Below are 16,923 nucleotides of genomic sequence, written 5' to 3' on the forward strand. Positions count from 1 at the left end.
TTGCCACGGAGTGAACTATGTCCCGTAAAGAGCTAGCCAATGCCATTCGCGCCCTCAGCATGGATGCCGTGCAGAAAGCCAATTCCGGCCACCCCGGCGCGCCAATGGGCATGGCTGATATTGCCGAAGTGCTGTGGAACGACTTCCTGAAGCACAACCCCAACGATCCCACCTGGTACGATCGCGACCGTTTTATTCTCTCCAACGGCCACGCCTCAATGCTGCTCTACAGCCTGCTGCATCTCTCCGGCTACGACCTGCCGCTTGAGGAGCTGAAAAACTTCCGCCAGCTGCACTCCAAAACGCCGGGACACCCGGAAATCGGCTATACGCCGGGCGTGGAAACCACCACCGGGCCGCTCGGTCAGGGGCTGGCCAATGCGGTCGGGCTGGCGATTGCCGAGCGCACGCTGGCGGCACAGTTTAACCAGCCGGACCACGAGATTGTCGATCACTACACCTACGTGTTTATGGGCGACGGCTGCCTGATGGAGGGGATCTCCCACGAGGTCTGCTCGCTGGCGGGCACGCTGGGGCTGGGCAAGCTGATCGGGTTTTACGATCACAACGGCATCTCCATCGACGGGGAAACCGAGGGCTGGTTTACCGACGACACGGCGAAGCGCTTCGAGGCCTACCACTGGCACGTGGTGCATGAGATCGACGGCCACGATCCCGAGGCGGTGAAAAAGGCGATTCAGGAAGCGCAAAGCGTGAAGGACAAACCGTCGCTGATTATCTGCCGCACGACTATCGGCTTCGGCTCGCCCAACAAGGCGGGCAAAGAAGAGGCGCACGGCGCGGCGCTGGGTGAAGAGGAAGTGGCGCTGACCCGGCAAAAGCTGGGCTGGAAACATCCGCCGTTTGAGATCCCGAAAGAGATCTACAGGGCATGGGATGCCCGCGAAACGGGTGAAAAAGCGCAGCAGTCCTGGAACGAGAAGTTTGCCGCGTACAAAAAAGCGCATCCGGATCTGGCCGCCGAGTTTTCCCGCCGCATGAGCGGCGGCCTGCCGGAGGACTGGGACGATAAAACCCAGGCGCTGATTGAAAACCTGCAGTCCAACCCGGCGAAAATCGCCACCCGTAAGGCCTCGCAAAACACGCTGAATGCCATCGGTCCTATCCTGCCCGAACTGCTGGGCGGCTCGGCGGATCTGGCACCGAGTAACCTGACCATCTGGTCCGGCTCGAAATCGCTGAAAGAGGACATTGCCGGGAACTATATCCACTACGGCGTGCGTGAGTTCGGGATGACCGCCATTGCCAACGGCATCGCCCATCACGGCGGCTTCGTGCCCTACACCGCCACCTTCCTGATGTTTGTCGAGTATGCCCGTAACGCGGCGCGCATGGCGGCATTAATGAAGGCGCGACAGATTATGGTCTACACCCATGACTCCATCGGGCTGGGGGAAGATGGCCCGACGCACCAGGCGGTTGAACAGCTGGCGAGCCTGCGCCTGACGCCAAACTTCAGCACCTGGCGTCCGTGCGATCAGGTCGAAGCGGCGGTCGGCTGGAAGCTGGCGGTAGAGCGCCACAATGGCCCAACGGCATTAATTCTGTCACGCCAGAACCTGGCGCAGATTGAGCGTACTCCGGAGCAGGTGAAAAATATCGCCCGCGGCGGCTACATCCTGAAAGACAGCGGCGGCAAGCCGGACGTGATCCTGATTGCGACCGGTTCAGAGGTGGAAATCACGGTGAAAGCGGCGGAAAAACTGACCGCCGAAGGCCACGCGGTGCGCGTGGTGTCCCTGCCGTCGACGGATATCTTTGACGCTCAGGACGAGGCGTACCGGGAGTCGGTGCTGCCCTCTAACGTCGCGGCGCGCGTGGCGGTGGAAGCCGGTATTGCCGACTACTGGTACAAATACGTCGGGCTTAAGGGGGCGATTGTTGGCATGCGGGGCTACGGCGAGTCTGCCCCTGCCGACAAGCTGTTCCCGTACTTCGGCTTTACCGTTGAGAACGTGGTCGAGAAGGCGTTGAGCGTGATCTAGTGCGGCCTGCGTGCCCGGTGGCGCTACGCTTACCCGGCCTACGGGTCCGAAACGTAGGCCGGCAAAAAGCTAGCGCGTGATCCACAGCGTAGGCCAGGCATCTGGCCCGTTCCAGCTATCACAGCTGGGTTCCTCGGCATAACGCACCAGGCGAAAACGCTGGCCGTCAAAACGCCAGCGCGTCTGGATCCCGCAATCCCCCATACCGCGCCCGAGCGCGAGCGTGGTCAGCTCGCGCGTTTTCTCATCGAAGCTGGCGTTCATTAGCTCCATTTCGCTGCTGTCGCTTGACGGCGTAAACGGCAGCCGCAGCCTGACGCTCCGGGCGGAGAAGGGTTTCTTGCGTGATACCAGCCACGCCAGATCGACCGTGTTATAGGCCCCCGCCTCGCAGCTGACGATCAGCAGCGCTTTGTCATCGGTTAACGCGGTAACGCGCACTTCCCGACGGTTAGGATCCAGCGAGCACTGGCTGCTGTTCATCCGCCCGGTACCATAATCCAGCAGGTCGTTCAGTTCAGCGTGGGAAAGCGGTGTTGGGGTGGGGTTCACGACAGCCACTTTTTTCAGGGCGGGTGCGGGCGGCACGCTTAACGGCGGATCGTCGCCCTTTTTAATCCATGCGGTTTCGCTGCCGACGCGCTTTTGCTGGGCATCAATGAACAGCAGCGCCGCTTTCAGACCGCTCAGGGAAATCACCTGCTTGCCGTCGCGCAGGGTCAGGGCTTTCCCTTCCTGGATGTTTTTCAGAAAGGCGGTGATGGTGGCCGCATCGTCCGTTTTAAGATGCCAGGGCGTGAGCTGCCAGTGCTGTCTGTCCAGCTTCAGAGGGGCGTTATCCAGCAGCAGCCGGGGGGCTATCTCCGGCTCTTTGACGGAGGGCGTTTCAAGTCCGCCGAGGTCGATACGCAGCGTGGCATCCGTTTTTGCCCCGGCGCTACGGGTAAGCGTCATGACCAGACCGCGGTGCTCGCCCGTGTTGCGCGCAAGGCAAAAATTCTGGTTATTGCAGGTCACCTGCCAGTCAGAGAAGGCTTGCTGCGCGGGCGCAGCCCGCACCTGCGGCGCGAGAAGCACGCAAAACAGGGAAAATAAAAAGACGCTGTAGCGCATGAATGGCACAATCCCGAAACGAAAACGCTTAACTGGGCAGTATCTTCGTGTTCCCGCCGGGGTTGCTCAATCGGATTTATCAGATATACCCGAAAAACACGCTATATCCGTTCGAAAGCGCTATTCATCAACCCGGTCGTCTGTAAATACTGCAGTAGTATCACTGCCTTACCATCTTTGATTTCGCCTGAACGCATCATCTCCAGCGCCCGGGAAAAGGGGAGCTCCAGCACTTCAATATCTTCATCCTCTACGCCACCGCCCCGGTGAGTGCGCTGCGCGTCGCTGTATTCCGCAATGAAGAAGTGAACGATCTCCGTCACGCCGCCGGGCGACATAAACAGCTCGAAGACCTTTTTGACCTCGCCCACTTCGAAGCCAGTTTCCTCTACGGCCTCTTTGCGGATGCAGACCTCCGGCTCATCGTCATCGAGCAGGCCCGCGCAGGTTTCAATCAGACGTCCGTCAGGGTTGCCGTTAACCCATGTCGCCACCCTGAACTGACGGATCAGCACCACGCTCTGCTTTTCACGGTTATAGAGCAAGATGGTTGCCCCGTTGCCGCGGTCGTAGACCTCGCGTTTGTGGCGGATCACTTCACCGTTATTACGCGTAAGATCGTAGGTGATGTTACGCAGGACAAAGTAGTTTTCAGAGAGAATTTTGTCTTTGATAACGTCAATTTTCAGGGTCATACGGGCTCCACAACATAATGAGTCGCCCTATACTACGCCGTGAATCCCGCTTTGTCGCCCGCCGGTTTAATGGTGTTCTGGCGAACTGACTCCCAGCCAGTCGAGTATCCCCTGCGCCGCATGCCGCCCTTCCGCCATGGCGGTTACCACCAGATCCGCACCGCGTACCGCATCCCCCCCGGCGAAGATTTGCGGGTTGGTCGTCTGGTAACGGTAGCGGCTCTCAACCGAGGCAACAATCCGCCCCCGGTCATCCGTTTCAACACCCTGCGCCTGCAGCCACGACATCGCGTGCGGGTTAAAACCAAACGCCATAATGACCGCATCAGCGGGCATCACAAACTCGCTCCCCACCACCGGAACGGGACGCCGCCGCCCCTGCGCATCCGGCTCACCGAGCTCGGTACGCAGCATCCGGATACCGTTGACCTTTCCGTCAGGATCCAGCGTCAGCTCAACCGGCTGGACGTTAAATTCAAACACCGCGCCCTCTTCTCTGGCGTTCTTCACCTCTTTCTTTGACCCCGGCATATTGGCCTCATCCCGACGATAGGCGCAGGTGACGTTCGCCGCGCCGTGGCGTAACGCGGTGCGGACGCAGTCCATCGCGGTATCGCCCCCGCCCAGCACCACCACGTTTAAGCCACGGGTGTCGATGAACGGTTCGCTGGCCGACTCATCCAGCCCCATAACATGCCGCGTATTGCCCACCAGGAAAGGCAGCGCGTCATAGACTCCTGGCGCGTCTTCGTGCGGGATACCCGCCTTCATCGAGCGATAGGTGCCCACGCCAATAAACAGGGTGTCGTACTCGTTCTTTAACTGTGACATCGACACGTCCTGGCCCACCTCGCAGTTCAGCTCAAAGCGGATACCCATCGCGGTGAATATCTCTCTGCGCCGCGCGAGCAGCGATTTATCCAGCTTGAACGCCGGGATGCCAAAGGTCAGCAATCCGCCGATTTCCGGATGCCGGTCATAGACCGTCACGCTCACGCCGCTGCGCGCCAGCACGTCGGCGCACGCCAGCCCGGCAGGCCCCGCGCCAACAATCGCGACACGCTTACCTGACGGCGTGACGGCGGACATATCCGGGCGCCAGCCCATCGCCAGCGCCCGTTCGGCGATATAGCGCTCGATGTTACCGATGGTCACGGATCCCGCCTCGTCACGGATGGTGCAGGCCCCTTCGCATAAACGGTCCTGCGGACAGACGCGGCCGGTAATTTCAGGTAAACAGTTAGTCTGATGAGAAAGTTCGACCGCGCCGGCAATGTCCCCCGCGCTGAGGCGCTCAATCCACTGCGGGATGTGGTTGTGCAGCGGGCAGGTCCATTCGCAAATGCTGTGCTCGCCGCACGTCAGGCAGCGCGACGCCTCGCGGGCGGCCTGTTCGGCCCGAAACGGCAGGTAGATTTCGTTAAAATGGCCCACGCGCTCTGCGCCAGCCAGCTTGTCGGGCTCGCCGCGTGGCGGGGTTGTTTGCATCTGCTGCAGCTTAGTGCGCGGGACGTCCTCTCTGACGGCCTCCGCATGCCAGGGCCGCGCCTCCAGGCTGGCAGCGCGCTGTCGGCGCGATTTTGCCAGATTGTCCAGGACGGCGGGCGTCGCCAGGGAGAGGACGTCTGCCGGGCAGTTTTCGATACAGGCCGGGCCGTTTGGTCGCGCCTGGCAGAGATCGCATTTGTTCGCCGAGGCCTTCACGCCGCCGCTGCCGAGCGGGGTGACGATAATTTCCATCGTGCCAAACGGGCAGGCCACCGCGCAGGCCTTACACCCGATGCATTTTTGTTGATTCACCTGTACGCTGTCATCGCATTTGCTGATGGCACCGTTCGGGCAGCTTTGCGCGCAGGGCGCGTTTTCGCAGTGATGGCAGGTGACGGGGCTTCTCTTCTCGCCGGCTCGCAGGACCGTAATACGGGGATGAAAATGGCGCTCGCTCAGGACGTGCTGATCACCGTTGTGCGCCATCACGCAGGCCACTTCGCAGGCGCGACACCCAATGCATTGCTGGCCGTCAGCCATAATAAAACGATTCATATCCACACCTGTTTTTGGTTCAATAACCTTATTCTTTGTATGAATATGGTATTTACGCATCACGGCGCGATCGGGCAATGTTCAAATGCCCAGGATGCCCAATTATTTCCAGTGAACCTGTGGCAGATCAATTTTATTCAGAGAGCCGTTCTGTGACCGTTAAACGACCCGTTTCCGGAAGCCTCGCCTGGGCTTTCTTTTCGATCATCGTCTTATCCGTGCTGACCAGCACCGTCGCGCTGCTGACGCTTGCCAGCAGCCAGCGTGACGCCGAAGCCATTAATATCGCGGGCTCACTGCGCATGCAGAGCTATCGCCTGGGCTACGAGATGCAGCGTAACAGCCCTTCCCTTGCCGAACATCGCGAGAACTGGCAACTGACGCTCAGCGCGCCTGCCCTGCAGAAGCTGAACCGCTGGTACGTTCCGGACAATGTAAAAGCACGCTATCAGCAGCTGCACGTGGCCTGGCTGGAGATGGACACGCGCATCGCCCGCGGCGACAGCGCGTGGTATCAAAACCACATTGGCGATTTTGTCGGCCGCATTGATGCCTTCGTGCTTGCCCTGCAGCACTACACTGAACATAAAATTCAGACGGTCACCCTGCTCTCCCTGGCGGGCGCGCTTGGGATCCTGCTGCTGACGCTGTTTACCCTGCGGCGCATCCGTCGCCAGGTGGTATTGCCGCTGAACAATCTGGTGGCGGCCAGCGAGCGAATTGAGCGAGGCGAGTTTGCGACCCCTGCGCCGGATACCGCCCTGCCGAACGAGCTTGGCCAGCTCTCGCGCGCCTTCAACCACATGTCCGCCGAGCTAGCCACGCTCTACCGCTCGCTTGAAGCCTCGGTTGCGGAAAAAACGCGGCATTTGCATGACGCCCACCAGCAGCTCGACATGCTGTTCAAGTGCTCTCAGGCGCTGAATACCGGCCAGATAGACAGCCACTGCTTCCGGCATATCCTGCAGATTGTCCATGACTATACGCAGATGAGTTATCTGGAGCTGCGCACCAGCGACGACTGGCGGCTGTGTGAAGGGACGGAGTCACACGGCCTCCCGCTGCAAAATCTGCCGGTGCTGATGCAGGACACCCTTTACGGCGAGCTGCGCTGGCAAAGCGAGAGGGACAGCGTCCCCCTCCCGCTGATGCGAAGCGTGGCGACCATGCTCGGGCGCGGGCTGTACTTTAACCAGGCGCAAAAGCATTACCAGCAGCTGCTGCTAATGGAAGAGCGCGCCACCATCGCTCGCGAGCTGCATGATTCGCTGGCGCAGGTGCTGTCGTATCTGCGCATTCAGCTTGCCCTGCTTAAACGCGCCGTGCCGGAGGAAAACGCCCCGGCGCAGACCATCATCACTGACTTCTCCCGCGAGCTGAACAACGCCTGGCAGCAGCTGCGCGAGTTGCTCACCACCTTCCGCCTGACCCTGAACCACGCGAATTTACCCGCGGCGCTGCAGGAGTCCCTCGACGCCCTGCAGAGCCAGACGCAGGCTAAGCTGCATCTCGACTGCCGCCTCTCCTCGCTGGCGCTCGACGCGCAAAAGCAGGTGCATCTTTTACAGATCGTACGTGAGGCCGTGCTGAACGCCATTAAGCACGCGCAGGCCACTGAGATTGCGGTGAGCTGCGTCACGGCAGCGGACGGTACGCACAGCGTCAGCATTCGTGACAACGGCATCGGGATTGGCGAGGCCAGCGAGCCGCCGGGGCATTACGGCCTGAACATTATGCGTGAACGCGCGCAGCGGCTAGGGGGAGCGCTGCATTTTTCGCAGCCGCAAAACGGCGGTACGCTGGTCAGCGTCACATTCCCCGTGCCTGCGGCGCCGGCGGGTAAATAACGGTAAAGGAGGAAGCGCAGGGAAAAGCGCATGATAATTTACATTATCTCCTTTATTTCTCCACGTTTGACCTGGGCCTTACCGCTAAAGTTATGCGGGCAATAAACAATAATGACGTGCAGCAAAACGAGGTCACTCTTTCATGGCGAATTTTTTTATCGATCGCCCCATTTTTGCCTGGGTGCTTGCCATCCTGTTGTGCCTGACAGGCGTCCTGGCGATTACTTCACTTCCCGTTGAGCAATACCCCGATCTGGCACCGCCGAACGTGCGCGTCACCGCAAACTACCCCGGCGCCTCCGCACAAACGCTGGAAAACACCGTGACGCAGGTTATTGAGCAGAACATGACGGGTCTGGATAACCTGATGTACATGTCCTCGCAGAGTAGCGCCACGGGCCAGGCGACGGTGACCCTGAGCTTTAAGGCGGGCACCGACCCGGACGAAGCGGTGCAGCAGGTACAAAACCAGCTGCAGTCGGCCCTGCGCAAGCTGCCCCAGGCGGTGCAGAACCAGGGCGTGACCGTGCGTAAAACCGGTGATACCAATATTTTGACCATCGCGTTTGTCTCGACAGATGGCTCAATGGATAAACAGGACATTGCGGACTACGTCGCCAGTAATATTCAGGATCCCATCAGCCGTATTAACGGCGTAGGGGATATTGACGCTTACGGCTCACAGTACTCGATGCGCATCTGGCTCGATCCCAACAAGCTCAACAGCGTCCAGATGACGGCGACCGACGTCACGGATGCCATCAAGGCCCAGAACGCCCAGATTGCCGTAGGGCAGCTGGGCGGAACGCCGTCGGTCGATAAGCAGGCCCTGAATGCCACCATCAATTCGCAATCGCTGCTGCAGACGCCGGACCAGTTCCGCAACATCACCCTGCGCGTGAATCAGGACGGGTCGGAGGTGCGCCTGGGCGATGTCGCTACGGTGGAAATGGGTGCGGAGAAATACGACTACCTGAGCCGCTTTAACGGCAATCAGGCCTCCGGTCTGGGGGTTAAGCTGGCCTCCGGCGCGAACGAAATGGCCACGGCGAAACTGGTGCTGGACCGTCTGGATGAGCTGTCGCAGTATTTCCCGCACGGGCTGGAGTACAAAGTCGCCTATGAAACCACCTCCTTCGTTAAAGCGTCGATTGAGGATGTGGTGAAGACCCTGCTGGAAGCCATTGCGCTGGTGTTCCTGGTCATGTACCTGTTCCTGCAAAATTTCCGCGCAACGCTGATCCCAACCATTGCCGTCCCCGTGGTGCTGCTGGGGACCTTTGCGGTGCTGTACGCGTTCGGGTACAGCATTAATACCCTGACGATGTTTGCGATGGTGCTGGCGATTGGCCTTCTGGTGGATGATGCCATCGTGGTGGTCGAAAACGTCGAGCGCATCATGAGCGAAGAAGGCCTTTCCCCGCGCCAGGCAACGCGTAAATCCATGGGACAAATTCAGGGGGCGTTAGTCGGTATTGCGATGGTGCTGTCGGCCGTCTTTATCCCGATGGCCTTCTTTGGCGGCACAACCGGGGCGATTTACCGCCAGTTCTCCATTACCATCGTCTCGGCGATGGTGCTCTCCGTGCTGGTGGCGCTGATCCTCACCCCTGCACTCTGCGCCACCATTCTGAAACCGCTGCACAAAGGGGAACATCACGGCCAGAAAGGGTTCTTCGGCTGGTTTAACCGGATGTTTAACCGCAATGCCGCGCGGTATGAATCTGCCGTGGGCGGCGTGCTGCACCGCAGCCTGCGCTGGATGATGGTTTACGTTGTGCTGCTGGGCGGCATGGTCTGGCTGTTTATGCATCTGCCCACCTCGTTCCTGCCGATGGAAGACCGGGGAATGTTCACCACCTCGGTGCAGCTCCCGAGCGGCGCAACGCAGCAGCAGACGCTGAAAGTGGTTCAAAAGGTGGAGCAGTACTTCTTCACCAAAGAGAAAGATAACGTTGTTTCCGTCTTCTCCACCGTCGGCTCCGGCCCGGGCGGCAACGGGCAGAACGTCGCCCGCATGTTCGTCCGCCTGAAGGACTGGGACGAGCGCGACACGAAAACGGGAACATCGTTTGCCATCATTGAGCGCGCGACGAAAGCCTTTGCGCATATCAAAGAAGCGCGCGTCTTTGCCAGCAGCCCGCCGGCAATAAGCGGTCTGGGCAGTTCTGCCGGCTTTGATATGGAGCTGCAGGATCACGCCGGTGCGGGCCATACGGCGCTGATGGCGGCGCGCGACAAGCTGTTGGCGCTGGCGGGCAACGATTCAGGCCTGACACGCGTTCGCCATAACGGCCTTGACGACAGCCCGCAGCTGCAGGTGGATATCGATCAGCGTAAGGCGCAGGCGCTGGGCGTGTCGATCAACGATATCAATGACACCCTGCAAACCGCGTGGGGCTCGAGCTATGTGAATGACTTTATGGATCGCGGCCGCGTAAAAAAAGTGTATGTACAGTCCGCCGCGCCGTTCCGCATGCTGCCGGATGATATTAACCGCTGGTTTGTCAGGAATAATGTCGGCGGCATGGTGCCCTTCTCCGCCTTTGCCAACTCGCACTGGGAGAGCGGTTCGCCGCGTCTGGAGCGCTATAACGGCTATTCCGCGGTTGAAATCGTCGGGGAAGCCGCCCCGGGCGTCAGTACCGGTACCGCCATGGACACCATGGAAAAACTGGTGCAGCAGCTGCCCGCCGGTTTTGGCCTGGAGTGGACGGCCATGTCTTACCAGGAGCGTCTCTCCGGAGCGCAGGCACCCGCGCTTTACGCCCTCTCGCTGCTGGTGGTCTTCCTCTGCCTTGCCGCACTGTATGAAAGCTGGTCAGTCCCGTTCTCGGTCATGCTGGTCGTGCCCCTTGGCGTCATCGGTGCACTGCTCGCGACCTGGATGCGCGGCCTGGAGAACGATGTCTACTTCCAGGTCGGGCTGCTCACTGTGATTGGGCTATCGGCGAAAAACGCCATTCTGATCGTTGAATTTGCCAACGAGATGAATGCCAAAGGCCACGAGCTGATGGCCGCCACGCTGCACGCCTGCCGTCAGCGCTTACGCCCGATCCTGATGACGTCGCTGGCGTTTGTTTTCGGCGTACTGCCGATGGCAACCAGCACCGGCGCAGGCTCCAGCAGCCAACATGCTGTGGGTACCGGGGTCATGGGCGGCATGATTTCCGCCACTATCCTTGCCATTTATTTCGTTCCGCTGTTCTTTGTGCTGGTGCGTCGCCGCTTCCCGCTAAAGGAACGCCCGGAGTAAGTGATTGAAATAAAAAAAGGCGGCTCTATCGGCCGCCTTTTTATTGTGTGATTAATTCACACTATGGTTATTTTACTTATTTTAGTGCTCTTGCAATTCTTACTGAATGTCATTTACGAAGCATGCCTTCGATAAAATCTTTCCAGTTCCCCAGTTCACGTTCAATCATAATACCCTCTCTTATTATTATGCGTATTCTACAAAAACGGACCGTCATTGTGAAGACTATTTAACCAATTGCTGTGATTGTACCCCACGTCCTACGGGGATTTATGATAAATATGAACGGATAGCCCTCAATTTTTTGTGACGGCCAGCAATATTTTGAAATAATACTGCGGAGAGCTGAATTTTATTTTATTGGCTGAGTTTATTAGCATTTTAAAGTTTATGGACATCTATGCTTAAAGGATGAAAGAATATTCAGCGTACAGTTGTGAGTTGAATTAAGAAGAAGTGTAAATCCAGACGATTCCTGAATGTGTTATATTCTACTTAAGGATATATCTTCGAATTTACTGAACATTTAATCATCATTAGGTCAAAAGGATTCACCATGGTTGTGATGTACGGCATTAAAAATTGCGACACCATCAAAAAAGCCCGCCGCTGGCTGGAAGCCAACAGCGTAGAGTACCGTTTCCACGATTACCGAGCGGATGGGCTTGATGCAGAATTTCTGCATAACGCCATCAGCGAACTGGGGTGGGAAGCACTGCTGAACACGCGCGGCACCACCTGGCGTAAACTGGACGAAGCGCTGCGCGCCAACATCAAAGATGCCGACAGCGCGGCAAAACTGATGCTCGAAATGCCGGCAATCATCAAACGCCCATTGCTCTGCGCGCCAGGGCAGCCTATGCTGCTGGGTTTCAGTGAAACCCTTTATTCAGACTTTTTTCGTTGAGGTGTAGTCTATGTCATGCCCGGTCATTGAGCTGACTCAGCAGCTTATTCGCCGTCCTTCCCTTAGCCCGGACGACGCAGGTTGTCAGGCATTAATGATTGAGCGCCTGCGCGCCATCGGTTTTACCGTGGAACGCATGGATTTTGGCGATACCCAGAACTTCTGGGCGTGGCGCGGCGAGGGTGAAACGCTGGCCTTTGCCGGACACACTGACGTCGTTCCCGCCGGTGACGCAGACCGCTGGATCAACCCGCCGTTTGAACCGACCATCCGCGATGGCATGCTGTTTGGTCGCGGTGCGGCAGACATGAAAGGCTCTCTGGCGGCGATGGTGGTGGCGGCAGAGCGCTTTGTTGCTCAGCACCCGAACCACAAAAACCGTCTCGCATTTCTGATCACCTCTGACGAAGAAGCCAGCGCCCATAACGGCACCGTGAAGGTCGTTGAGGCGCTGATGGCCCGCAACGAGCGTCTCGACTACTGCCTGGTCGGCGAGCCGTCCAGTACCGAAGTGGTGGGCGATGTCGTCAAAAACGGGCGTCGCGGCTCGCTGACCTGTAACCTGACCATTCACGGCGTTCAGGGGCACGTTGCTTATCCGCATCTGGCCGATAACCCGGTCCATCGCGCGGCACCGATGCTGAGCGAATTAGTGGAGATTGAGTGGGATAAAGGCAACGAGTTCTTCCCGCCGACCAGCATGCAGATTGCGAACGTCAAGGCCGGGACCGGCAGCAATAACGTTATCCCGGGAGATTATTTCGTCCAGTTCAACTTCCGCTTCAGCACTGAATTGACCGATGAGACGATCAAGGCGCGCGTTATCGCCCTGCTGGAAAAATATAACCTGCGCTACACCGTGGACTGGTGGCTTTCCGGCCAGCCGTTCCTGACGCAGCGCGGCAAACTGGTGGATGCGGTGGTGAACGCCATCGAGCACTATAATGAAATTAAGCCACAGCTGCTGACAACGGGTGGTACCTCAGACGGACGCTTTATCGCCCGTATGGGTGCCCAGGTTGTCGAACTGGGTCCAGTGAACGCAACCATTCATAAAATAAATGAGTGTGTCAATGCGGCAGATTTGCAACTGCTGGCCCGTATGTATCAACGTATTATGGAGCAACTCGTCGCCTGACGAACGCTCTGAGAGGAATAGCGAATGGACTGGCTTTCAAAGTACTGGTGGGTTCTGGTGTTAGTTTTTCTGGTCGGCGTATTGCTCAACGTGATTAAAGATCTGAAGCGCGTTGACCATAAAAAATTTCTCGCCAACAAACCGGATCTTCCCCCGCACCGTGATTTTAACGACAAGTGGGACGATGACGACGACTGGCCGAAGAAGGATCAGAAGAAGTAATCGATCTGTTTCCCCCCTCTCCCCGGGAGAGGGGGAAGAATCACATAAACTCTACAATATCATCGTTATCCGGCTTGCCGCCGCTGAGTGCTTCATCAAAGTAGTGCTTCGGTACGGTATAGCGCAAACGATCGAGCGCAAACTGCATGCTACGGTCGTCAATCGCATGGCCCAGCTCGTCAACGATATCCAGCGTCACATCCCCACCTTCTCGAATCAGGGCTTCCTGCGCGGCAACCGCATGCGAGAGCTCAATCACCCGGTCTTCACCACCGTGAATGAGGTGGATGGTCGTCTGCGTGGTCGCACTGGTCGGCAGCGTCGCAAACCGGCCGTTAAATGCGATCACCCGCGAAGCCAGACCCGGCTGCGCTTTTACGCTTTCCAGCGACATGATTGACCCCTGCGAGAAGCCAATCAGCGCGGTTGCGTCGGCACCCACGCCGCTCTGCTGCTGCCAGTAGCGGACAATGTCGATAAACGTGGGCATGATGGCATCAATGCGCGCCTGACGGTTCTCTTCCGTCACGCCCTGAACGGAGAACCACTGCCGTCCGTTAGGACCACATGGCTCGACGCCACCGATGCTGACAATCAATGCCTCCGGAAAAACAGGTGCAAACCAGCTGCCAATCTGCCCCATGTTCACGGCATTATCGCCCACGCCATGAAACAGAAGCAGTAACTGTTTAGCCGGTTTGTCAGGGCTTTGAACAACAAAATGGTCGTGTTTCATGGTGGTCTCCTTAATAGATGACCTGGATTCTACGCCTCGCGACGGGAATGACCATGCCACTTTACTGAAGAAGTCATTGAAAAAATTGCCATTGCAAAATAGCGTCTTTCAGCTGCTGACAGCGATCTACATCAAGCCTTTCAAGAGCTTGTGCGGTTTCCGCTCGCATTCGCACCAGCAGCGCTTTTCGCCCGGGCAGGGCCAGCTCAGCGCTTAGCCGGGCATCATCCTTTTTCGCCTCCACTTTTCCGCGCAGAGCCGCAAGCGGCATATCAACGCTCTGCGCCAGCCGCGTTAACGCCGCAACGGAGGTGGAAAACGCCCGGTGGGCGAAGGCGAACCCGGCCAGCTCCAGCCAGTCATCATGATTAAGGTTAGCGTCCCATTCATCTTCCACCGGGATCTTTTCACCGTTCCAGGCCGATAATACCCGCGCATCGCGCATCAGACGCTGCTGCGCCTGCTCACACAGCTGATGCCCTGCCTCGCTGTGCGCAAGCAGCGCCATCGCGGTGTAGCAGCCGCTGCTGGCTTCACGATGGCTCCCCATCCGCACCAGCACAAACCCGCACTGCTGCCAGAAGCGCCAAAGCTCATCGGTGTAACCAAAACTCACCGACAGATAATCTTCCCCGCTGGCGCTGCGGATAAGCGCCTGACCAATCCCTTCCCGCTGACGGTGAGGGTGCACGGCAATGCGGGTCACCCGTCGGCCTCTGAGCGTTGCCGCCAGCGGGGAGCCGCCGTGCGCCGCCAGAGACTGCGCCACCAGGTTCCCGCGAGGGCGGCGGAACCCCGCCCACACGGCGCGGCTAAGCTCAGAGGACAATCCGCCCTCCTCCACCAGCCAGAGCGCCCCGGCGATGACCGGGTTGGCTTCGGCGACAGCAAACTGCTGCCCGGGCGCGTCCATCATGCGGCGTAAATCGAGCGGCGACGTGCGATAGTGCGCGGCGCAGAGTAGCTCGTATACGCTCGCTGCCAGCGCCGGACGGCTTTCCCAGGCCTCCGGGGTCAGGGAGGTTAAACGCACCTCCCCTTCAGGGCGGCGGTCAATCAGCGTATCGTCAAACAGCAGCGCGCGGGCGACGACCCGCTCAAGCGGGCAGCCCGTAGCCCAGCGTACCGGCGCTGACAGGCTGTAGCGCTGCAGCCCGGCAAACCGACCGCAGAATTTAAGCAAAAATCCCCGGCCCGTCCCTTCATAGCCCTGCACCGTTGTGGTCAGCAGCACGCGTGGGAAACGGCTCACCAGTTTTTCAAGCAGCGGGCCGGGGATCGCGGCGGCTTCATCGACAATCAGCCAGTCGGCCTGGCATGAAGAGGCAAGCAGCGCATCCGGGGCCATAAAATGAAAATGCTCGCCGGCAAAGCAGGCAATGATATCCGTTGCCCCCTTCGCGGGCGCGGTGACCACGGCGCTGCCCGCAATGCGGTTCAGCAACATTCCCGCCAGCGCTGACTTTCCGCGCCCGCGCGCGGCGGTAACGGCCACGATGCCCCTCTTCATCCCCTGAAGCACATCCAGGATCTTAGCCTGCTCGCGCTGCGGCGCGCCGCTGGCGGGCTGCCAGCCGGGCGCGTCGGGTAAAGGTGGAAGGGATAAATCGCGCCCCTGAAGCCAGACAATCGCGTCGGGATCGGCGGCAAGGGTCCGGCAGAAATGGTGGACAAAATGCGGCGTGGCTATCGCGTCGGCGCTGTCGCTCCAGCGCAGGGAGTCACCGTCAGGACGCTCGGCCCACGCGTCAAGCGGCGGAACACGCAACACCAGCAGGCTTCCGGCGCTCAGCGTTCCGCTCAGGGCGGCAAACGCGGCGACATCAAACCCGGCGCTGGCGTTAAAAACGGCATGGCGGAACTCGCGTCCCAGCAGGCCGCTGATGGCCTGTGAAGGGTGTTCGTCCAGCCAAACCCAGTCTCCGGGTAGGGCGTCACGCAGGGCAACAGCCTGGGTTAACGTCCACTGCGCATCACCGCTGAGCACCACCAGCCGGCGATGGCCGGTGCGCTCAAGCTCGCTTATCAGCTGTTCAAACGGCAGCATTACATCGCTTTGCCGAAGGTATTACACTGCGCCGGATCGCCGCTGTCGAAACCGCGCTTAAACCAACTATAGCGCTGCTGTGAGGTACCGTGAGTGAAGCTGTCCGGCACGACGCGTCCCTGGCTCTGCTGCTGAAGGCGGTCGTCACCGATAGCCTGAGCGGCATTTAACGCCTCTTCAAGGTCGCCGGATTCCAGAACGCCCTGCTGCTGCATGCTGTGGCCCCAGACGCCCGCGAAGCAGTCCGCCTGCAGTTCCATTTTGACGGAAAGGCGGTTCACTTCGGCCTGAGAGGCATTTTGCTGAAGCTGGCGCACTTTTGGCTCAATCCCCAACAGCTTCTGCACGTGGTGGCCAACTTCATGTGCGATCACGTAGCCCTGGGCAAAATCGCCGTCAGCGCCAAGCTTGCGTTTCATGTCATCGTAAAAAGAGAGATCGATATAGACGGTGCCGTCTGCCGGGCAGTAGAAAGGCCCCATCACAGACTGCCCGGTACCGCATCCGGTGCGGGTTGCACCGCGATACATCACCAGCTTCGGCTGCTGGTAGGTACGCCCCATCTTCTCGAACAGCTGACTCCAGGTGTCTTCTGTTGTGGCGAGAATAACGGAGGTAAATTTAGCCGCTTCATCTTCATTCGGACTGATGGAGTGCTGAGATTGCTGCTGCTGTTGCAGCGGTTGACCGGTCATTAAGCCGGTGAGATCGACGCCGTAATACCCTGCAACCAGCACCACAATCAGCAGGATTATCCCGCCCTTGCCGCTCGGTAACCGGAAGCCGGGCCCGCCCATTGAAGGACCGCCGCCGCCATCACTGCGCCTGTCTTCTACATTGTCACTTTCACGACGCCCTTGCCAGCGCATAACCACCTCGAACTATTCCATTAATAATAGCTATGATCGTAGGC

The 16,923-nt window shown here is 58.9% G+C and carries 13 protein-coding genes; 6 read left to right on the top strand and 7 right to left on the bottom strand.

All coding sequences use genetic code 11. The features are described 5' to 3' along the window. Positions 1–17 precede the first annotated feature (17 nt). Complete coding sequence (gene tkt / locus M2433_RS12410; RefSeq protein ID WP_429054050.1) at positions 18–2,006, top strand: transketolase; 1,989 nt, start codon at positions 18–20, stop codon at positions 2,004–2,006. A gap of 69 nt (positions 2,007–2,075) precedes the next feature. On the opposite strand, the gene M2433_RS12415 is transcribed toward tkt, so the two are convergent. The 3 genes from M2433_RS12415 to aegA all read right to left on the bottom strand — a co-directional run bounded on the left by M2433_RS12415 (position 2,076) and on the right by aegA (position 5,857). Continuing rightward, positions 2,076–3,119 carry a DUF1176 domain-containing protein gene (locus M2433_RS12415; protein ID WP_429054047.1) on the bottom strand — a complete coding sequence of 348 codons (1,044 nt, stop codon included), beginning with the start codon at positions 3,117–3,119 and terminating at the stop codon, positions 2,076–2,078. Positions 3,120–3,220: 101 nt separating this feature from the next. Then, complete coding sequence (gene nudK, locus M2433_RS12420) at positions 3,221–3,814, bottom strand: GDP-mannose pyrophosphatase NudK (protein ID WP_429054045.1); 594 nt, start codon at positions 3,812–3,814, stop codon at positions 3,221–3,223. 66 nt (positions 3,815–3,880) lie between these two features. After that, positions 3,881–5,857: a formate-dependent uric acid utilization protein AegA gene (gene aegA / locus M2433_RS12425; RefSeq protein ID WP_429054043.1), complete on the bottom strand. Its 1,977-nt coding sequence runs from the start codon at positions 5,855–5,857 to the stop codon at positions 3,881–3,883. Positions 5,858–6,009: 152 nt separating this feature from the next. On the opposite strand from aegA, the gene narQ reads away from it, so the two are divergent. Together narQ and acrD are read left to right on the top strand one after the other, a co-directional pair. Beyond that, a complete protein-coding gene (narQ, locus tag M2433_RS12430; RefSeq protein WP_429054041.1) occupies positions 6,010–7,704 on the top strand; it encodes a nitrate/nitrite two-component system sensor histidine kinase NarQ in 1,695 nt (564 codons plus the stop codon). Between the two features lie 142 nt (positions 7,705–7,846). Continuing rightward, positions 7,847–10,960: a multidrug efflux RND transporter permease AcrD gene (gene acrD / locus M2433_RS12435; RefSeq protein ID WP_429054040.1), complete on the top strand. Its 3,114-nt coding sequence runs from the start codon at positions 7,847–7,849 to the stop codon at positions 10,958–10,960. A gap of 109 nt (positions 10,961–11,069) precedes the next feature. On the opposite strand, the gene ypfM is transcribed toward acrD, so the two are convergent. After that, on the bottom strand, positions 11,070–11,129 hold the full coding sequence (gene ypfM / locus M2433_RS12440; RefSeq protein WP_015572204.1) for a protein YpfM: 60 nt from the start codon (positions 11,127–11,129) through the stop codon (positions 11,070–11,072). A gap of 387 nt (positions 11,130–11,516) precedes the next feature. Between ypfM and M2433_RS12445 the strand changes: the two genes are divergently transcribed. Genes M2433_RS12445 through M2433_RS12455 form a run of 3 tightly spaced genes read left to right on the top strand, consistent with a single transcriptional unit; the run spans position 11,517 to position 13,227 of the window. After that, positions 11,517–11,867 (top strand): ArsC family reductase, encoded by a 351-nt coding sequence (locus tag M2433_RS12445; protein WP_429054039.1) that lies wholly within the window; start codon positions 11,517–11,519, stop codon positions 11,865–11,867. A 10-nt stretch (positions 11,868–11,877) separates the two neighbouring features. Next, complete coding sequence (gene dapE / locus M2433_RS12450; protein WP_429054038.1) at positions 11,878–13,005, top strand: succinyl-diaminopimelate desuccinylase; 1,128 nt, start codon at positions 11,878–11,880, stop codon at positions 13,003–13,005. 24 nt (positions 13,006–13,029) lie between these two features. Further along, complete coding sequence (locus tag M2433_RS12455) at positions 13,030–13,227, top strand: YpfN family protein (protein ID WP_008501627.1); 198 nt, start codon at positions 13,030–13,032, stop codon at positions 13,225–13,227. Positions 13,228–13,267: 40 nt separating this feature from the next. Here M2433_RS12455 and ypfH read toward each other — a convergent pair whose 3' ends face one another. From ypfH to ypfJ, 3 genes are all read right to left on the bottom strand, one after another. After that, entirely contained in the window at positions 13,268–13,963 is a 696-nt protein-coding gene (ypfH, locus tag M2433_RS12460; RefSeq protein WP_039263710.1) for an esterase, read from the bottom strand. 73 nt (positions 13,964–14,036) lie between these two features. Beyond that, positions 14,037–16,010 (bottom strand): tRNA(Met) cytidine acetyltransferase TmcA, encoded by a 1,974-nt coding sequence (locus M2433_RS12465; RefSeq protein ID WP_429054035.1) that lies wholly within the window; start codon positions 16,008–16,010, stop codon positions 14,037–14,039. Beyond that, positions 16,010–16,879: a KPN_02809 family neutral zinc metallopeptidase gene (ypfJ, locus tag M2433_RS12470; RefSeq protein ID WP_063427933.1), complete on the bottom strand. Its 870-nt coding sequence runs from the start codon at positions 16,877–16,879 to the stop codon at positions 16,010–16,012. The genes M2433_RS12465 and ypfJ overlap by 1 nt, the downstream gene beginning before the upstream one ends. Between the last annotated feature and the right edge of the window lie 44 nt (positions 16,880–16,923).

The organism is Enterobacter sp. AC1, assembly GCF_050434705.1.
Lineage (GTDB): Bacteria > Pseudomonadota > Gammaproteobacteria > Enterobacterales > Enterobacteriaceae > Enterobacter > Enterobacter cloacae_L.

Coding starts and splice junctions, on each gene's coding strand:
- tkt (WP_429054050.1), top strand. CDS start 18: ATGTCCCGTAAAGAGCTAGCCAATGCCATTCGCGCCCTCAGCATGGAT.
- M2433_RS12415 (WP_429054047.1), bottom strand. CDS start 3,119: ATGCGCTACAGCGTCTTTTTATTTTCCCTGTTTTGCGTGCTTCTCGCG.
- nudK (WP_429054045.1), bottom strand. CDS start 3,814: ATGACCCTGAAAATTGACGTTATCAAAGACAAAATTCTCTCTGAAAAC.
- aegA (WP_429054043.1), bottom strand. CDS start 5,857: ATGAATCGTTTTATTATGGCTGACGGCCAGCAATGCATTGGGTGTCGC.
- acrD (WP_429054040.1), top strand. CDS start 7,847: ATGGCGAATTTTTTTATCGATCGCCCCATTTTTGCCTGGGTGCTTGCC.
- M2433_RS12445 (WP_429054039.1), top strand. CDS start 11,517: ATGGTTGTGATGTACGGCATTAAAAATTGCGACACCATCAAAAAAGCC.
- dapE (WP_429054038.1), top strand. CDS start 11,878: ATGTCATGCCCGGTCATTGAGCTGACTCAGCAGCTTATTCGCCGTCCT.
- M2433_RS12455 (WP_008501627.1), top strand. CDS start 13,030: ATGGACTGGCTTTCAAAGTACTGGTGGGTTCTGGTGTTAGTTTTTCTG.
- ypfH (WP_039263710.1), bottom strand. CDS start 13,963: ATGAAACACGACCATTTTGTTGTTCAAAGCCCTGACAAACCGGCTAAA.
- M2433_RS12465 (WP_429054035.1), bottom strand. CDS start 16,010: ATGCTGCCGTTTGAACAGCTGATAAGCGAGCTTGAGCGCACCGGCCAT.
- ypfJ (WP_063427933.1), bottom strand. CDS start 16,879: ATGCGCTGGCAAGGGCGTCGTGAAAGTGACAATGTAGAAGACAGGCGC.